11 protein-coding genes are annotated in these 14050 nt (G+C 71.7%); all 11 read right to left on the reverse strand.

Annotation, left to right across the window (positions count from 1 at the left end):
- Nucleotides 1-13: 13 nt before the first annotated feature.
- Nucleotides 14-1630, reverse strand: a complete 1617-nt coding sequence (locus tag DEJ25_RS01470; RefSeq protein WP_111043542.1) for a serine/threonine-protein kinase — start codon at nucleotides 1628-1630, stop codon at nucleotides 14-16.
- Nucleotides 1631-1712: 82 nt separating this feature from the next.
- Nucleotides 1713-2909, reverse strand: a complete 1197-nt coding sequence (locus DEJ25_RS01475; RefSeq protein ID WP_111043543.1) for a Fic family protein — start codon at nucleotides 2907-2909, stop codon at nucleotides 1713-1715.
- A gap of 93 nt (nucleotides 2910-3002) precedes the next feature.
- A complete protein-coding gene (locus DEJ25_RS01480; protein ID WP_110903625.1) occupies nucleotides 3003-3842 on the reverse strand; it encodes a phosphatase PAP2 family protein in 840 nt (279 codons plus the stop codon).
- 89 nt (nucleotides 3843-3931) lie between these two features.
- Nucleotides 3932-5617 carry a bifunctional 3'-5' exonuclease/DNA polymerase gene (locus DEJ25_RS01485; RefSeq protein ID WP_111043711.1) on the reverse strand — a complete coding sequence of 562 codons (1686 nt, stop codon included), beginning with the start codon at nucleotides 5615-5617 and terminating at the stop codon, nucleotides 3932-3934.
- 40 nt (nucleotides 5618-5657) lie between these two features.
- Nucleotides 5658-8402 (reverse strand): hypothetical protein, encoded by a 2745-nt coding sequence (locus DEJ25_RS01490; RefSeq protein WP_111043544.1) that lies wholly within the window; start codon nucleotides 8400-8402, stop codon nucleotides 5658-5660.
- Between the two features lie 112 nt (nucleotides 8403-8514).
- Nucleotides 8515-8709, reverse strand: a complete 195-nt coding sequence (locus tag DEJ25_RS01495; RefSeq protein WP_110903623.1) for a multidrug transporter — start codon at nucleotides 8707-8709, stop codon at nucleotides 8515-8517.
- The gene (locus DEJ25_RS01500) at nucleotides 8706-9503 is read right to left on the reverse strand and encodes a hypothetical protein (protein WP_111043545.1); all 798 of its coding nucleotides are present in this window, start codon (nucleotides 9501-9503) and stop codon (nucleotides 8706-8708) included. Before DEJ25_RS01500 ends, DEJ25_RS01495 begins: the two co-directional genes overlap by 4 nt.
- On the reverse strand, nucleotides 9500-10408 hold the full coding sequence (locus DEJ25_RS01505; protein ID WP_258366178.1) for a carbohydrate ABC transporter permease: 909 nt from the start codon (nucleotides 10406-10408) through the stop codon (nucleotides 9500-9502). Before DEJ25_RS01505 ends, DEJ25_RS01500 begins: the two co-directional genes overlap by 4 nt.
- Nucleotides 10405-11364, reverse strand: a complete 960-nt coding sequence (locus DEJ25_RS01510) for a carbohydrate ABC transporter permease (RefSeq protein ID WP_111043546.1) — start codon at nucleotides 11362-11364, stop codon at nucleotides 10405-10407. The genes DEJ25_RS01505 and DEJ25_RS01510 overlap by 4 nt, the downstream gene beginning before the upstream one ends.
- A gap of 121 nt (nucleotides 11365-11485) precedes the next feature.
- Nucleotides 11486-12802 carry a sugar ABC transporter substrate-binding protein gene (locus DEJ25_RS01515; protein ID WP_111043547.1) on the reverse strand — a complete coding sequence of 439 codons (1317 nt, stop codon included), beginning with the start codon at nucleotides 12800-12802 and terminating at the stop codon, nucleotides 11486-11488.
- The gene (locus DEJ25_RS01520) at nucleotides 12799-14040 is read right to left on the reverse strand and encodes a Gfo/Idh/MocA family protein (RefSeq protein WP_110903619.1); all 1242 of its coding nucleotides are present in this window, start codon (nucleotides 14038-14040) and stop codon (nucleotides 12799-12801) included. Before DEJ25_RS01520 ends, DEJ25_RS01515 begins: the two co-directional genes overlap by 4 nt.
- Nucleotides 14041-14050 lie beyond the last annotated feature (10 nt).

The following is a 14050-nucleotide window of genomic DNA, read 5'->3' on the forward strand; positions in this document are numbered from 1 at the left end:
CAGGTCAGCCTCGTCATCTGTTGTGGCCCGGTGCGTCTCCGGACTTCCCGGGACCGGTCGCCCCGCCCAGACCACTGTCGGCCGGGCCCTGCTGCGAGGTCGTGTCCACCCCGGTGTCCAGCGGGTCCTGCACGGGCAGCGTCGTGTCGTTGCCCGGCACCGGTGCGGTCGTCGGCAGCTGGTCGGTGGGCTCGCTCGACTCGTCCGACGGCTCCGAGGGTTCCTCGGACGGCTGTTCCTGCGTCGGCTCGGAGCTCGGCTGGTCCGACGGCTGGTCGGCCGGCTGGCTCGGCTGCTGCTGGGCGGGTTCGCTGGACTCGTCGGACGGCTCGGAGCTCGGCTGGTCGTCGGCCGGTGCGGTCTGCTGCGTCGATTCGCTGGGGCTCGGTGACGTGGTGTCGTCACGGTTGAACGCGAGGGCTGCGACGACGATGCCGGCGACCACGAGGACCGCCAGGACGATCAGCGGCACCACCCAGCGCTTCCGCCGGGGCTCGTCGGGGTCCGTGGCGAGCGGCCGGGCCGGAGCAGCGGGCCCGCCCGCACGACCACCGGCGCCACCCGGACCGGCTGCTGCGGCTCCCGGCGTCCCGAGGACCGTGGTGGCCACGTCGTCGTCCGCATTCCGCCCCGGCTGGGACTGGGTCGGGAGCCGCCGGGTGGCGTCGTCCGGGCGGGAGGCTCCATGCACCGGCATCGCGCGCGTCGCCTCGTCCGCGGATGCGGCACCTGCGCCGGCGGCGGCTGCACCGGCCACCCCGGCGCCGGCGGCGGCGCGCGTGACTGCCCCCGGGCCTCCCGGCAGGAGCTGGGTGGCGGGCGCGACCTCGTCCCTGCCGAGTGCGCGGAGGCGTGCGGCAGCCTCGGCGGCGGACGGACGGTCCTCCGGGTGCTGCGCCGTCATGACGTGCAGCAGCGTGCGCCACGCCGTCGGCAGGTGCTGGTCGATCTCGGGCGCTCGGGCGAGTCGGGCGGTGGCGGCCTCGACCGCGCTGCCCGGGAACGCCTGCTTGCCGGTCAGGGCCTCGAGGAGCATGAGGCCGAGTGCGTACACGTCGGCCTCGCCGGTGACGGGCTGGCCGAGGACCTGCTCGGGAGCCAGGTACGCGGCCGTCCCGATGACGGTGCCGGTGCCGGTGACACGGGCAGCGTCGCGGAGCAGCGCGATGCCGAAGTCGGCGAGCTTGACGTGCTCGCCGTCCTGCTCCAGGAGGACGTTGGCGGGCTTCACGTCACGGTGCACGATGCCCTGGGCGTGCACCGCGGCGAGCCCCTCGGCGACCTGCGCACCCACGCGGGCCGTGGTCGTCGGGTCGAGCGGACCCTCGCGGAGACGGGTGGCGAGGTCGCTGCCGGGGACGAGCTCCATCACGAGGAACGAGTCGCCGTCGACGTCGTCGAGGGCCGCGTCGAACAGGGTGACGAGGTTCGGGCTGCGGAGGCCGGCGAGCACGTGGATCTCGGCCTCGGCGCGCGCACGCTCACCGTGGTCGACGGGTCCGATGCGGAAGAGCTTGACGGCGACCTCTCGACCGAGCTGCTCGTCGACGGCGCGGTAGACCGATGCCATCCCGCCGTGCCCGAGGGTCCCGGTCACCCGGTACCTGCCGCCGATCAGCCGTTCTTCCATGCCGGAAACCTACCGGGCTGACCTGACGAGGGCGCGCAGCCCCGTCACGACGGGGTCGGCTCGGCGCCGCGGTGCAGCGCGGTCAGGGTGCCGACCGACGCACCGGTCGGGTCGTCACACGAACCACGTCGGTGGCACGGAACATCCGCACTCCCTGCCGCTCGACCTCATCGAGGATGCCGACGTCCTGGAGGCGCTGCACCGCGCTGCTCGCGGCTTGGTAGGTCTTGCCGGTCGCCCTGGCCACCATCGGGATCGTCACGAACGGGGAACCGATCAGCGAATCGACCACGTCCACGACCATGCCGCGGAGTCCGCTGTCCCGGATGCGATCACGGTAGCTCGACTGCACCGCGAGCAACGCAGTCAGGCGCTCGCCGGTGTCGACTGCCGACCGGTGGATGCCCTCTGCGAAGAGCGCTACCCACGAGTCCCAGTCCCCGTCCGCACTCACCGCTGCGAGGGCGTCCTGATAGCGCTCCCGTCGCGCTTCAAACCAGGGCGAAACGCTGAGCAACGGTTCGGTCAGGATCCTCGAGCGCATGAACTGCAGGACGATCAGCAACCGGCCGAGGCGACCGTTGCCGTCGTTGAACGGATGCAGTGTCTCGAACTGGTAATGCGCCATCGCCGCTGCGACCACAGGGTCGACGCGCATCTCGTCGGCGTCCGCTACCCACCGGAGCAGGTCGTCGACAGCGCTCCGGAGCGGCACGCCGGGCGGCATCGGCACGAACCGCGCGTCCTCGATCGCACCGCCGTGCGATCCGATGGCGACCGGGATGCTCCGGACGCGGCCGGCCTGGGCCGTGTCCGCACGAGTGCCTCGGACCAGGACCGACTGGAGCTCCTCGAGGAGCCCCGTGGTGACCGGCCGGTCGTGGACCCAGGTGAACCCCATCTCGGCCGACTCGATGTAATTCAGCACCTCCGCGAGCGCCGCCGAGCGCTCTCCGGAACCCACGGCTTCGGCGGCGAGGACGTCGTCCAGAGGTGCGAACGTCCCTTCGAGTGCCGACGTGCTCTGCGCTTCTCGGCGCAGGGTCGGTTGCCGCAGGATCCCAGGGTTCGGGATGAGCGACGCACCCTGCTCGAGGGCACCGAGGGACCGGTTGGCCCGGGACACCACGGTCCACGTCCCGCCGGACAGCGACGGCGGATCGCCGAGGGGGTCCGGGACGAAACCGAAGTGGTCGTACCGTTCGCCGGTCCGCCCGTCCGTCCCCGCGAGGGGAACGAGGTGTCCGACTGGGCTGCGACGGAACCGCTCGACGTCCATCCTTCAAGTTTAGAGGCCGTTTCTTGAAACACTGCCGCCGAAGTTCAAGTCAATCGCCGTGAACTTGAAATCACATGGGTGTAATTCAAGTTCTCACGACGGGGTCGGCTCAGCGCCCCGGTGCAGCGCGGTCAGGTACAGCCGGTGCGCGGTGACGACGAGCGCCAGCCAGGCGAGCCCGAGCGCCCACGCCGCCAGGACGTCGGTGGTCCAGTGGTGCCCGAGGAACACCCGCGAGACACCGACCGACAGCACGAACAGCGTCCCGACGACGATCGTCCAGACCCGGGCCACGACGCGGGTCTGCCGGAGGAGCAGCAGGTACACGATCGTGCCGACGACGACCGTGGCGTTCAGGGTGTGCCCGGACGGGAACGACGGCGAGTGCTCGAACGGCGGGACGGCGTCGGACATCGGCGGCCGGGCTCGACCGATCAGGTCCTTGCCCGCGATCGTCATGGCCAGGGAGCCGGCACTCGCGGCGACGAGGAGCACGAGCGGCGTCCACGCCCTGCGTTGGATCGTCAGGCCGACCAGGAACAGCACGGCGACGATCGGCATCCCGATGGTGCCGGCGATGTCGGTCCACCACGTGACGCCCTGGTCGAGCGCGGGCGACCGGTGCGTGAGCATCCAGTCGAGGACGGGTCGGTCGAGCACGGCGACGTCGTCGGACTCACGCACGGCGTCGTAGACCTCGGAGGCCACCCACGTCGCGACCGCGGCGATGCCGATCCCGACGAGCAGGGTGAGCAGCAGCAGCGGGAGCGCCCCGTAGCGGCGGCCGAGTGCCGCCCACGAGTCGGCGACGCTCCGGCCGACCCGCGTGCGCCACCGGGTGAGGTCGACGTCGCCGACGGTGCGGTCGACGCGCTCGCGCTCGGCTCCGCCGATCACGGGTGGTCGGCCGCCGGGTGCGTGGTGCTCTTCCATCGGACCAGCCTGCCCGTCAGCGGCTGTGCGGGCACGGCCGGCCTCGACCGGGGCGCCACCGCGGCAGCACCCGGGACCCGGTCGGGTCGCTACTTCGCCTGGTCGTACGACCGGACCACCGCGACCGTCAGCGGAAAGGTGACCGGGAAGCCACCGAACATGATCCGCCCGGCGTCGACCGCCGCGGCCCGGACCTGCTCGGCCACCCACTCGGCGTCCGCGGCCGGTGCGTGCACCACGAGTTCGTCGTGCACGAAGAAGACCATGTGCGGCCCGGACGTGACGGGCCCGTCGCCCCGCGCGGCCAGTCGGGTGCGCAGGCCGCCCATCCAGGACAGCGCCCACTCGGCCGCCGTGCCCTGCACCACGAAGTTCCGTGTGAACCGTCCCCAGCTGCGGGCCCGGGACTCGACGGCCCGCTGCATCGCGGGGGTGCCGTCCACGGAGTACGCCCGGTTCCGCGCCTCGAACCACGACTGCTCCGGCACCGGCGACGTCCGACCGAGCCGGGTCGTCACGGGTTCGCCCCGCTCCCCCGCCCGGGCCGCCTGCTCGACCAGGTCGAGCGCCCGCGGGAAGGCCCGGGCCAGCCGGGGCACGAACCGCCCGCCCTCGCCCTGCGTCGCGCCGTACATCGCGCCGAGCATCGCCATCTTCGCCTGCTGCCGGGTCTGCACCGCACCGGAGGCCACGACCCCGTCGTAGAGGTCCTGTCCGTCCCCGGCCGCGGCCATGTCGGTGTCGCCCGACATCGCGGCGAGGACCCGCGGTTCGAGCTGCGCCGCGTCGGCGACGACGAGCTCCCATCCGGGGTCGGCGACCACCGCTCCGCGCACCTGCTTCGGCAGCTGCAGGGCCCCGCCACCGTTCGCCGCCCAGCGACCGGTCACCACCCCGCCGACGACGTACTCCGGGTGGAAGCGGCCGTCCTGCACCCACTCGTCGAGCCACGTCCACCCGTTGGCGGTGAGCAGGCGGTACAGGCGTTTGTACTCCAGGAGCGGTTCGATCACCGGGTGCTCCAGCCGCTCGAGTTCCCACTTCCGGGTGCTGTCCACGACGAGTCCGGCCCGCCGCAGGGAGCGCAGGACGTCGGCGGGGGAGTCCGGGTTGAGGTCGGGGTCGTCGAGTCGCTGCCGGAGGACCGCGGCGAGCTCCTCGAGCTTCCGGGGCCGCACCCCGTACGGCACCCGCGGGCCGAGGGCGTCGGCGAGCAGCCGCTCGTGCACGTCGGTCCGCCAGGGCAGCCCGGCGTACTTGATCTCCGCGGCGACGAGCGCGCCGGCGGACTCCGCCGCGAGGAGCAGGCGCAGCGCTCCCGGCTCGCTCGCACCGGCCACCGCGTCGAGCTGCGCCCGGAGCTCGGCGACCGGGTCGAGGTCGTCGTCGGCCGGGGCGACCGTGAACAGGTCGTCGTCGAAGAGCGAGGCCTGCGTGGCGGGCGCGGGACGGGCCTCCAGAGCGGCGGCGGCGTCCCAGGCGCACAGCGGCGCCTCCGCGAGGGCGGAACCGCGGGTGGCGAGGGCGGTGCGGAGCAGCCGGTGGCCGAGTCGGAGGTCCACGCACCGGGCCACGCGACCGCCCGCAGCCAGCACGGCCGGGTACCAGCGTGCGGTGTCGGACCAGACCCAGCGGACGCCCGGTCCCTCGTGCGCCGCGACGAAGGCCGGGAGGCCCGACTCCGTCAGGCGCACCGGCTCACCGTCCGACGTCCCCGCGTCCGTCAGCGGCGTCGCGGTGAGGCCGCCGTCGACACGGGCGAGGACGATGTGCACGCCGACGATTCTGCCGTGCCCCACCGTCCTCGCCGCACCGTCACGCGCCGACTTCCCCGGGGTGCCCGTCACGCCGCAGCCGTGCAGAACGCGCGACCAGCAGCGCTCCGACGCCGAGGGCGAGCAGTCCCACGGCCGGGAGCCCGGCCCACAGGATCCCGCTCCCGGTGAACGCGAGCGCCGCTGCCGGAGCCGGCCTGTGCACGGGTGGGACGGCCGAGACCACGGGGAAGGACGCCGTCATCTCGGTGGACCGGACCGGCACCGCTCCCTCCGGCTCGGACGGGGTCGTCGACGGCGCGTCCGCACGGCCGACGCTGCCGGCCGCGACCGCCACGAAGTCGACGTGCCCACGAGCCGCGTCGGCCGGGGTCAATCGGCGGTCCCGGTCGGCGGCGCACTCCGTGGTCGCACCCGGCTCGAGCGCGTCGGTGTCGCAGGTGATCGTCCCTGCGGCAGCGCTGCTGACACCGATCGTCGACGCGATCAGGTTGCTCGTGTTCGTCACCCGGTACCGCGACGCGATGGCGTCGCCGGCGTGCAGGGTCCGGGCGGAGGGGGTCCAGTCGCTCTCCAGGTACAGCGCCGACGCCGCGCCGAGGCCGACGACGACGCCGTCGGTGGCGCTGACCGGGGCTCCGTCCGGACCGATGGCCACGGCCGTCTCCGCGAACGGGACGGTACCGCGTTCCACGTCGTCCTGGGTCAGCGCCGTGGCCGGTACCGTGCACGGCACGCTCTGCCCGGGGGCGAGCACACCCGCGGGGCAACGTACGGGCAGGTCGGTGCGCTCGTCGATGGTAACGGAGGGGTCTCGGAGCGTGACGTTCCCCGTGTTCGTGACCGTGAGCGCGATCTCGACTCCGTCGCCCGCGTACGGCACCGAGTGGTCCGTCACGGCGAGGTGGGCACTCAGGTCCGTGCCGAGCTCCGCGACCTGCGCGGGCTCCACCTCGTCCTCCGCCTGGGCCGAGACGGTGTCACCGGCCGGGCCCGTGCCGGTCGCCGAACTCGTGAACGCGACGCGGCCCGCGTCGACGTCCACCTGTGTGAGCGCGTGGCCCGTCACCGTGCACCTGACGGTGTCGCCGGGCGCGAGGGGCGCACCGGGGCACGACACGGACGAATCGGGGTGGCTCGGCAGGGTGACGATGACCCCGGTGAGCGTCGTCGTCCCGGTGTTCGTCACCGTCGCGGTCAGTTCGACGAGTTGGCCGGGAACAGCCGGTCCGTCCGACGGGAGGCGAGCGTCGAGCGTGGTCGCGACGGCAGACCGACGGTCGGCGGGCTGCTCCGCTGCCGCGTCGGCCGACACCTCCACGCCCCGTGGTGAGGCCGCCGTCGCCGTGACGGCGTCCTGCACGGAGCCGCGGTCGACGTCCTCCTGGCGGACCGGACGGGAGGCGCTGGCGCAGTCCGTCGACGCGCCCGGTGCCAGCTCGGTCACCGCGCACGTCACGGGACCGTTGGTCCCGGTAACGACGAGGTCGCGCAGCGGGCGGCCGCCCGTGTTCTCGACGGTCTGCGCGAAGCGGAGCCCCTCGTCGAGGTCGGCCCGGCCGTCACCGTCGCCGTCGTCGAGCACCGGCAGGTCGGTGACCGACAGAGCGGCGTCCTCGGCGCGGAACGTGATCTTCGTCTCCCCGGGTGGGTCGAGCCCGATGCGCTCGGCGACCGTTCCGGCGGTGAGTGCGAAAGTGGTGGCCGTCTCGCTCGTCACGTCGACCGCCACGGTGCACGAGCCCTGGCCGGAACGGAGGCCACCGGTGACCGCGACCGCGGTGCCGGTGGGGTCCGCGTCCACCCTGCTGTCGGCGCACGTGGTCCCCGCGTGCGGGTCTGCCGCGAGCGTGAGCCCGTCCGGGAGTGTCTCCCGGAACGACCATCCCGCCTTCGCGCCACCCTCACCGGTGTTCTGCACCGTGTAGGTCAGGCGTGCGGTCTCGCCGACGTACGGGGACGACCCGTCGAAGGCGTGCTCGAGCACCGGCGTGGCGTCGTACACGGTGACGCCGTCGATCGCGCCGTCGTTGCCCACATCGCGCGCCTCGGCGTTCCGCATCACCCAGCCGAGCGTGTCGCCGGTGAACAGCACCGCGGCGTCGGAAACGAAACGTCCGCCACGCACCGTGACACCGAGGGCGTTGATGGTGCGCGATCCCGGCGATGTACACGGGTCGATGGCCGTCGAGGTGACCCGGTGCTCGACACCGCCGTCGAGCAGGCCGAAGCGGAGCCGAGGGTGCGCCGCCTGGGAGCACGAGGTCGCGACCGCGTCGACGCCGAACGTGACGAACCGGTCCTTGACCGGCAGGGGGAGCGGCGTCAGCGTGCGGATCTGCACACCGTCCGCCGGAACGGGTCGGTCCAGTGTCCAGGCGCCGACGCCGTGGTTCGTCCTCGGATCGGACCCGTTCACCTGCCCGAGCGCGTGGTACAGCGGCGCGAGCTGCGGGCACGGCAGACCGGGGGTGGTCGCGGCGGCCACGATGCCGTTGCACTGTGCGACGTTGATCCACCCGGGATCCGCCGTGTACCGCTCCCCGTCCGCACCCACGTACTGGTCCAGTCGGGTCGGTCCCGTGCCGACGACGTGCTCGAAGTCCTCGACCAGGAGCACGCGCGGCGCAGCGCGACCGCCGCCGGTCTCGGCGGCTGCGCCGCGCGGCGTGGAGGGGACGAGGGCTTCGGAGGGACCTGCCGACACGAGGACCGTGGTCGTGGCCAGCACCACGATCGTGGCGAGCAGGGAGGCAGGTCGGGACGGCGGATGTCTGGTGGTCATGTTCGGAAGTTAGCAAGGAACTGGAGTATCACATACGGAAATCGCGCTTCCGGTGTGGGCCCAGGTGCCGCTGCGCCAGTCGGACCGCGCGGGCGCCCTCCGGCGGCGTCGCTCAGTCGCCCGGTCGGACGGCGGCGCTGTCGGCGATGTCGATACGGACGTCGCCGGACTCGGTCTCCTCGACCTCGACCCGCGGCGCCTCGTCGTGCTCGTCGGAGCCCGACATCCGACGGAAGGTGTCGTGGCGACGCTCCTCGAAGGTCATGTCGACGCCGTCGTCCAGGTGGTCTCGGTCGGGTGCGCTCATGTCCGTGACGGTACGCCGACCGGAGCGGTCCCGGTGCGCTCCGACCAGTGCCCGCCGGCGGCCCACCGCTCCTGGACGGCACGCTGCAGTCGGCCGGTGGGCACCGCCTGACGCGCGGACGCCAGGTCGGTGCCGAAGACGAACTTCGCCATCGAGTCGTCGCCCTCTTCGTGCGACTCGTGCGGGTCAGGGGGTCCTGGCAGCAGCGTGAACCGGGCTGCGAACCGCGCGGTGTTCGACGACGGCCCCAGTACGGCCGCGACCTCGGGATCGAGCAACCACGACGAGCACACGAACGTCTCGACCATGGACGCCGGGTCGAGCCGTCGGAGCACCGCGGGCGCGGCCGCGAAGGAGCGGTCGCACGGGTCCGGGTCCAGCGGTCCGACCTCCGGCACGTGCACCCCCCACGCCGGTGTCCCATCCGGCAGCTGGGCGGCCCGCTCGAACTGGAGGCGCCCCACGGCCACCACGCGACCGGTCGCCACCTGCACGAGCCAGTCCAGACCGGTGCCGTCCAGGCCGTAGCGGTCGACCTTGCGGTCCACGTCGGCGACGCTCGACGCGGCGTCCTCCGGGCTGCAGCCGTGGGTGGCGAGCCACTGCTCGGTGACCGGGAGCACCGCGCGGAGGGCGGCGAGGAGAGCCGCCTCCCGCCCCTTCGGGCCGAGGTGTCGCACAGCGTCCTCGAGCGCCGGCGCCAGCCCCGCGGGCCCGCCTGGCGAGCCGACGACGGCGGTGAGGAGCGCGACGGGGTCGGGGCGAGCCTCCCGTCCGACGTCTGCCGCGTTCACTTGAGCCCGGAGGAGGCGAGCCCGTCGATCACCCGGCGCTGGAGCACGATGAACATGATGAGCACCGGCGCCATCGCCATCAGGCTCGCCGCCATCAGCAGCGGGTAGTCGATGGTCCGGTCGCTCGACAGGGTGGCGAGGCCCGCCGCGAGCGGCATGTCCTCGGCGCGGGTCGAGACGACGAGCGGCCAGAGCAGCTCGTTCCAGGACCACAGGACGGTCGTGATCGCGAGCACGCTGATCGACGGTCGGGCGAGCGGCAGCATGATCCGCCAGAAGGTCTGGAACGGGTTCGCGCCGTCCATGCGCGCGGCCTCCTCGAGCTCGGCCGGCATGTTGAGGAACGCGGTCCGCATGAGGAACGTTCCGAAGGCGCTGAACAGGCCGGGGGCGACGATGCCGGCGAGGGTGTCGAGCCAGCCGAGCCCCTGCACGATCTGGTACTGCGAGATCAGGTACACCTGCGACGGCACCAGCAGGATCGACAGGACGATCCCGAGGATGACGGCCCGTCCCCGGAACCGCATCCGGGCGAAGGCGTAGCCGGCCAGGGTGCAGAGCACGATCTGCGCCGCGGTACGGATCAGGGTCACCCAGATCGACGTGCCGAGTTGGCTGAGGAAGGGCAGGCGGTCGAAGACGCGGACGAAGTTGCCCCACTGCAGTTCACCCGGCCAGAAGGTCGGCGTGGGCGCGGTCACCTGGGCGTTCGTGGAGAGCGCCATGATGATCTGCCACAGGAACGGGAACGCCATCACGAACCCGCCGATGCCGAGCACCACGTGGATCCACCAGTGGCTGCCGCCGCGGCGACTGGGGCGGGCGTCGGCACGGACCCGGGTGCGGCTGGCGGCCTTCGTCGCCGCCGTCAGCTTGCTGCCGTGCGCCTCGATGATGCCGGTCATGACTGGACCCACTTCCGCTGGACCCGGAACTGCACGACGGTGATGATCCCGATGAGCACGAAGATCACCATCGCGATCGCAGCCGCGAAGCCCTTGTCGTTGTCGATGAACCCGGCGCTGTAGAAGTAGAAGACGAGGGACATCGTCTTCGGGATCACCGGGTTGGTGGAGCCGAGGATGGCGTAGAGCAGGTCGAACAGCTGGAAGCTCGAGATCGTCGTGATGATGAGCACGAAGAAGATGCTCGGTGTCAGCAGCGGCACGGTGAGCGAGTGGAACTGCCGCCACCGGCTCGCCCCGTCGAGCTCGGCGGCCTCGTACAGCTCCGGCGGGATGTCCTTGAGCCCGGCGCCGAGGATGATCATCGAGAAACCGAGCGACGACCACAGCCCGACCAGCGAGACCGCGACGAGCGCGAAGCCCGGGGTCGAGATCCAGTACGGACCGTCGATGCCGAACAGCCCGAGGAACCAGTTCACGATGCCGAAGTCACCGTTGAACATGATGCGCCAGACCAGCGCGATCGCGGCGGGCATCGCCACGTACGGCAGGAAGAACAGCACCCGGTAGAACTGGGCGAAGCGCAGGCCCGGGGTGTTCAGCAGGCTCGCGAGCCAGACCGCGACCGGGATGCCGAGCAGCACGATCACCGTGTAGACGATCGTGTTGAACAGCGACTGGTACATCTGCGGGTCGGACAGCAGACGCGCGTAGTTCGCGAACCCGGTGAAACTCGATCCGCCGAACACCCCCCAGCTCGTGAACGAGTAGTAGAACGTCTGCAGGATCGGCCAGATGAAGAACGTCCCGACGCCGATGAGCAGCGGCAGCACGAACAGCCACGGCCAGAAGCCGTCGGTGCGTGGGGCCCGCGTCGGCCGCGATGGGTCGGCGGGGCGGGTCTCGGGCGGCGGGGACGCCTGCGCGGCGTCGGGTCGCTGGGTGTGGATCGTCATCAGGTCGCTCCTCGGCCAGGGCGGTCGGATCGGGTGGTCCGGGTGGTGCTGGGTGCAGCGGGTGGTGCGGACGTGCGTGTTCCGGCCGGTCGGGCGTGGGCCCCGACCGGCCGGCTCGTCGTCACTCCTTGGCGAGTGCCGCGTCCATCTTCTGGGCGAGTTCCTTCGTCACCTGGTCGACGGGCTCGGAACCGTCGAACGCACTCGGCAGCAGGTTCGTCTCGAGGGTGTTCCACGCGGCGGTGTTCTTCGACACCGGCAGCGGCTTGGCGTAGTCGACCGCGTCGAGGAAGACCTGCAGGTCGGCGTCAGGCATGGTCTTCGTGAAGGCGTCCTGCGTGCCGGTGTAGGCGGGGATGACGGCACCCATGTCACCCTGCTGCTGCTGAGCGGGCTTGCTGGCCAGGTAGGCCTGGAGTGCCTGCGCGGCGGCCTTGTCGTTCGAGCCCTCGGCGACGACGTTCGAGACGCCGTGGATGACGGTCGCCTGCTCCTTGCCCTTCGGCAGCGGGTAGGCGACGACGTCCTTCTCCATGTCGGAGCCGATCAGCGCCGACCGGAACCAGCTGCCACCCTGGTACATCGCGACCTTGCCGGAGGTGAACCACTGGTCCGCCGTGGTGTCGGTCAGCTGCTTGATCGAGGGCGAGGCGCCGGACTTGATCAGGTCGGTCCAGAAGCCGATGCCCTCCTGCGCGGCCTTCGTGTCGTACTCCGACTCGTCCCCGTCGATGACGGAGCCGCCGGCCTGGAAGATCGTGTCGTAGTAGGTGGTCTGGCCGTCCATGCCCGCGGCGGCGCCGTACGCGCCGTCCGACTTCAGCTTCTCGGAGAGCTCGGCGCCGGTCTTCTGGAAGTCGTCCCAGGTCCAGTCCTTCGACGGCATGGCCACGCCGGCCTTCTCGAACAGGGCCTTGTTCATCCAGACGCCGATGGTGTCGAAGTCCTTCGGGACGCCGTACTGGGTGCCGTCGTACGTGTAGAGCTTGTTGAGCGCTGGCGAGTAGTTCTGCGGGTCGATCGCGCCGGACTTCACCTCGCCGGTGATCGGGGCGAGCTTGCCGTTCCCTGCGTACAGCTGGAAGTTCGGGCCGTTCATCCAGAAGAGGTCGGGGAGCGTGTTGCTCGAGCCCTGGGTCTGCAGCTTCGTGAAGTAGTTGGCGTACGGCGTGACGTCGACGTTCACCTTGATGTCGGGGTACTCCTCGTTGAACCCCTTGATGTTCGCCTTGATGGCCTTCACCTGGTTCTGGTCCCAGACGGCGTACGTCAGGTTCGCCTTGGTGTCCTTCGCGACCTCGCCCGAACCGGAGTCCGAGGACCCGGCTGAGGACTGGCTGCTGCATCCGGCGAGGAGCGCGACGGCGCTGACGGCGGCTGCGAGACCGAGCAGTGCGCGGCGGCGGCCACGGCCCGGACGGGCGGTTGGAGCGGTCATCGGGTGGTCCTTTCGGGAACGTCGTCGCGGTCGGGAGTGGTCGCGAAGTGTCGGAGGGTGGCGTCGGGGAGGGGCGGCACGTCGATGGGGACGGAGCCGTTGCGGAGCGAGCGGGTGGCGAGTGCCCCGGCGGCGACGGCCGCACGGGCCGCGATCGGGGACAGGGTGGTCGGCTCCCCGAACGCCAGCGAGCGGAGGAACTCGGTCATGGTGAGCAGGTCGGCGTCGGCGTGGCCGTCCTCGACGCCGTCGATCGGGTACTCGACGTCCCCGGCGACGTCCCAGTTGCGACGGTGGTTCCACACCTTGACCACGCCACCGCCGGTGTCCCCGATGTTCTCGAGGCGCCCGTGGGTGCCGATGACCGTGTAGTTGCGCCAGTAGTCGGGCGTGAAGTGGCACTGCTCGTAGCTGGCCTGCACGCCGTTCTCGAGGGTCATCATGACCATCGACACGTCCTCGACGTCGACGACGGGGTTCAGCCCGGTCTGCTCGGCGGGCGGCCAGTTGTCGAAGGAGAACCAGTCGGTCATCAGCTCGTCGCTGCGGTCGCGGCGGTCGGTGACGTCGCCGTAGACGGACAACGAGCCCATCCCGACGACCCGGCTCGTGTACGCACCGGCGAGGGCGTGCACGACGTCGAGGTCGTGGCTGGCCTTCTGCAGCAGGAGCGAGTTCACGCGGCTGCGGTCGGCGTGCCAGTCCTTGAAGTAGTAGTCGCCGCCGTTGCCGACGAAGTGGCGGACCCAGACGGCCTTGACCTCGCCGATCTCGCCGCGTGCGATCACGTCGAGCATCAGGCGCACCACGGCCGCGTGGCGGAAGTTGTGGCCGACGTAGAGCGGGGTGCCGGTCTCGGCGGCGGTGTTGAGGACGGCGTCGGCGTCCTCGACCGTGATGGCGAGGGGCTTCTCGAGGTAGACGGCGATGCCGGCGCGGAGCAGGTCGATCGCGATCTCGGCGTGGGTCCAGTCCGGTGTGGTGACGATCGCGGCGTCGACGGCGTTCGGGGCACCGTCGGTCCCGATCAAGGCGCGGTGTCCGTCGACGACGGTGGCGTCCGGCCAGGCCTCGGCGGCTCGTCGCCGGCCGGACTCGGTGACGTCGGCGGCGGCCACGATCCGGGCGTCGACCCCGTCGGCGTCGAGTCCGGCGGCGGCGACGTGGTTCGCGATGTACGACCGCTGGCCGATGCCGACCACGCCGACTCGGAGTGTGCGCGTGCTCGTGATGCTCATCTCGCTCCCT

It is taken from the genome of Curtobacterium sp. MCPF17_011 (assembly GCF_003234145.1).
GTDB lineage: Bacteria > Actinomycetota > Actinomycetes > Actinomycetales > Microbacteriaceae > Curtobacterium.

Bases quoted from the DNA above. Each gene is read 5' to 3' on its own strand.
- DEJ25_RS01480 (WP_110903625.1), bottom strand. From the start codon at position 3,842: ATGGAAGAGCACCACGCACCCGGCGGCCGACCACCCGTGATCGGCGGA.
- DEJ25_RS01490 (WP_111043544.1), bottom strand. From the start codon at position 8,402: ATGACCACCAGACATCCGCCGTCCCGACCTGCCTCCCTGCTCGCCACG.
- DEJ25_RS01505 (WP_258366178.1), bottom strand. From the start codon at position 10,408: ATGACCGGCATCATCGAGGCGCACGGCAGCAAGCTGACGGCGGCGACG.
- DEJ25_RS01510 (WP_111043546.1), bottom strand. From the start codon at position 11,364: ATGACGATCCACACCCAGCGACCCGACGCCGCGCAGGCGTCCCCGCCG.
- DEJ25_RS01495 (WP_110903623.1), bottom strand. From the start codon at position 8,709: ATGAGCGCACCCGACCGAGACCACCTGGACGACGGCGTCGACATGACC.
- DEJ25_RS01520 (WP_110903619.1), bottom strand. From the start codon at position 14,040: ATGAGCATCACGAGCACGCGCACACTCCGAGTCGGCGTGGTCGGCATC.
- DEJ25_RS01470 (WP_111043542.1), bottom strand. From the start codon at position 1,630: ATGGAAGAACGGCTGATCGGCGGCAGGTACCGGGTGACCGGGACCCTC.
- DEJ25_RS01475 (WP_111043543.1), bottom strand. From the start codon at position 2,909: ATGGACGTCGAGCGGTTCCGTCGCAGCCCAGTCGGACACCTCGTTCCC.
- DEJ25_RS01515 (WP_111043547.1), bottom strand. From the start codon at position 12,802: ATGACCGCTCCAACCGCCCGTCCGGGCCGTGGCCGCCGCCGCGCACTG.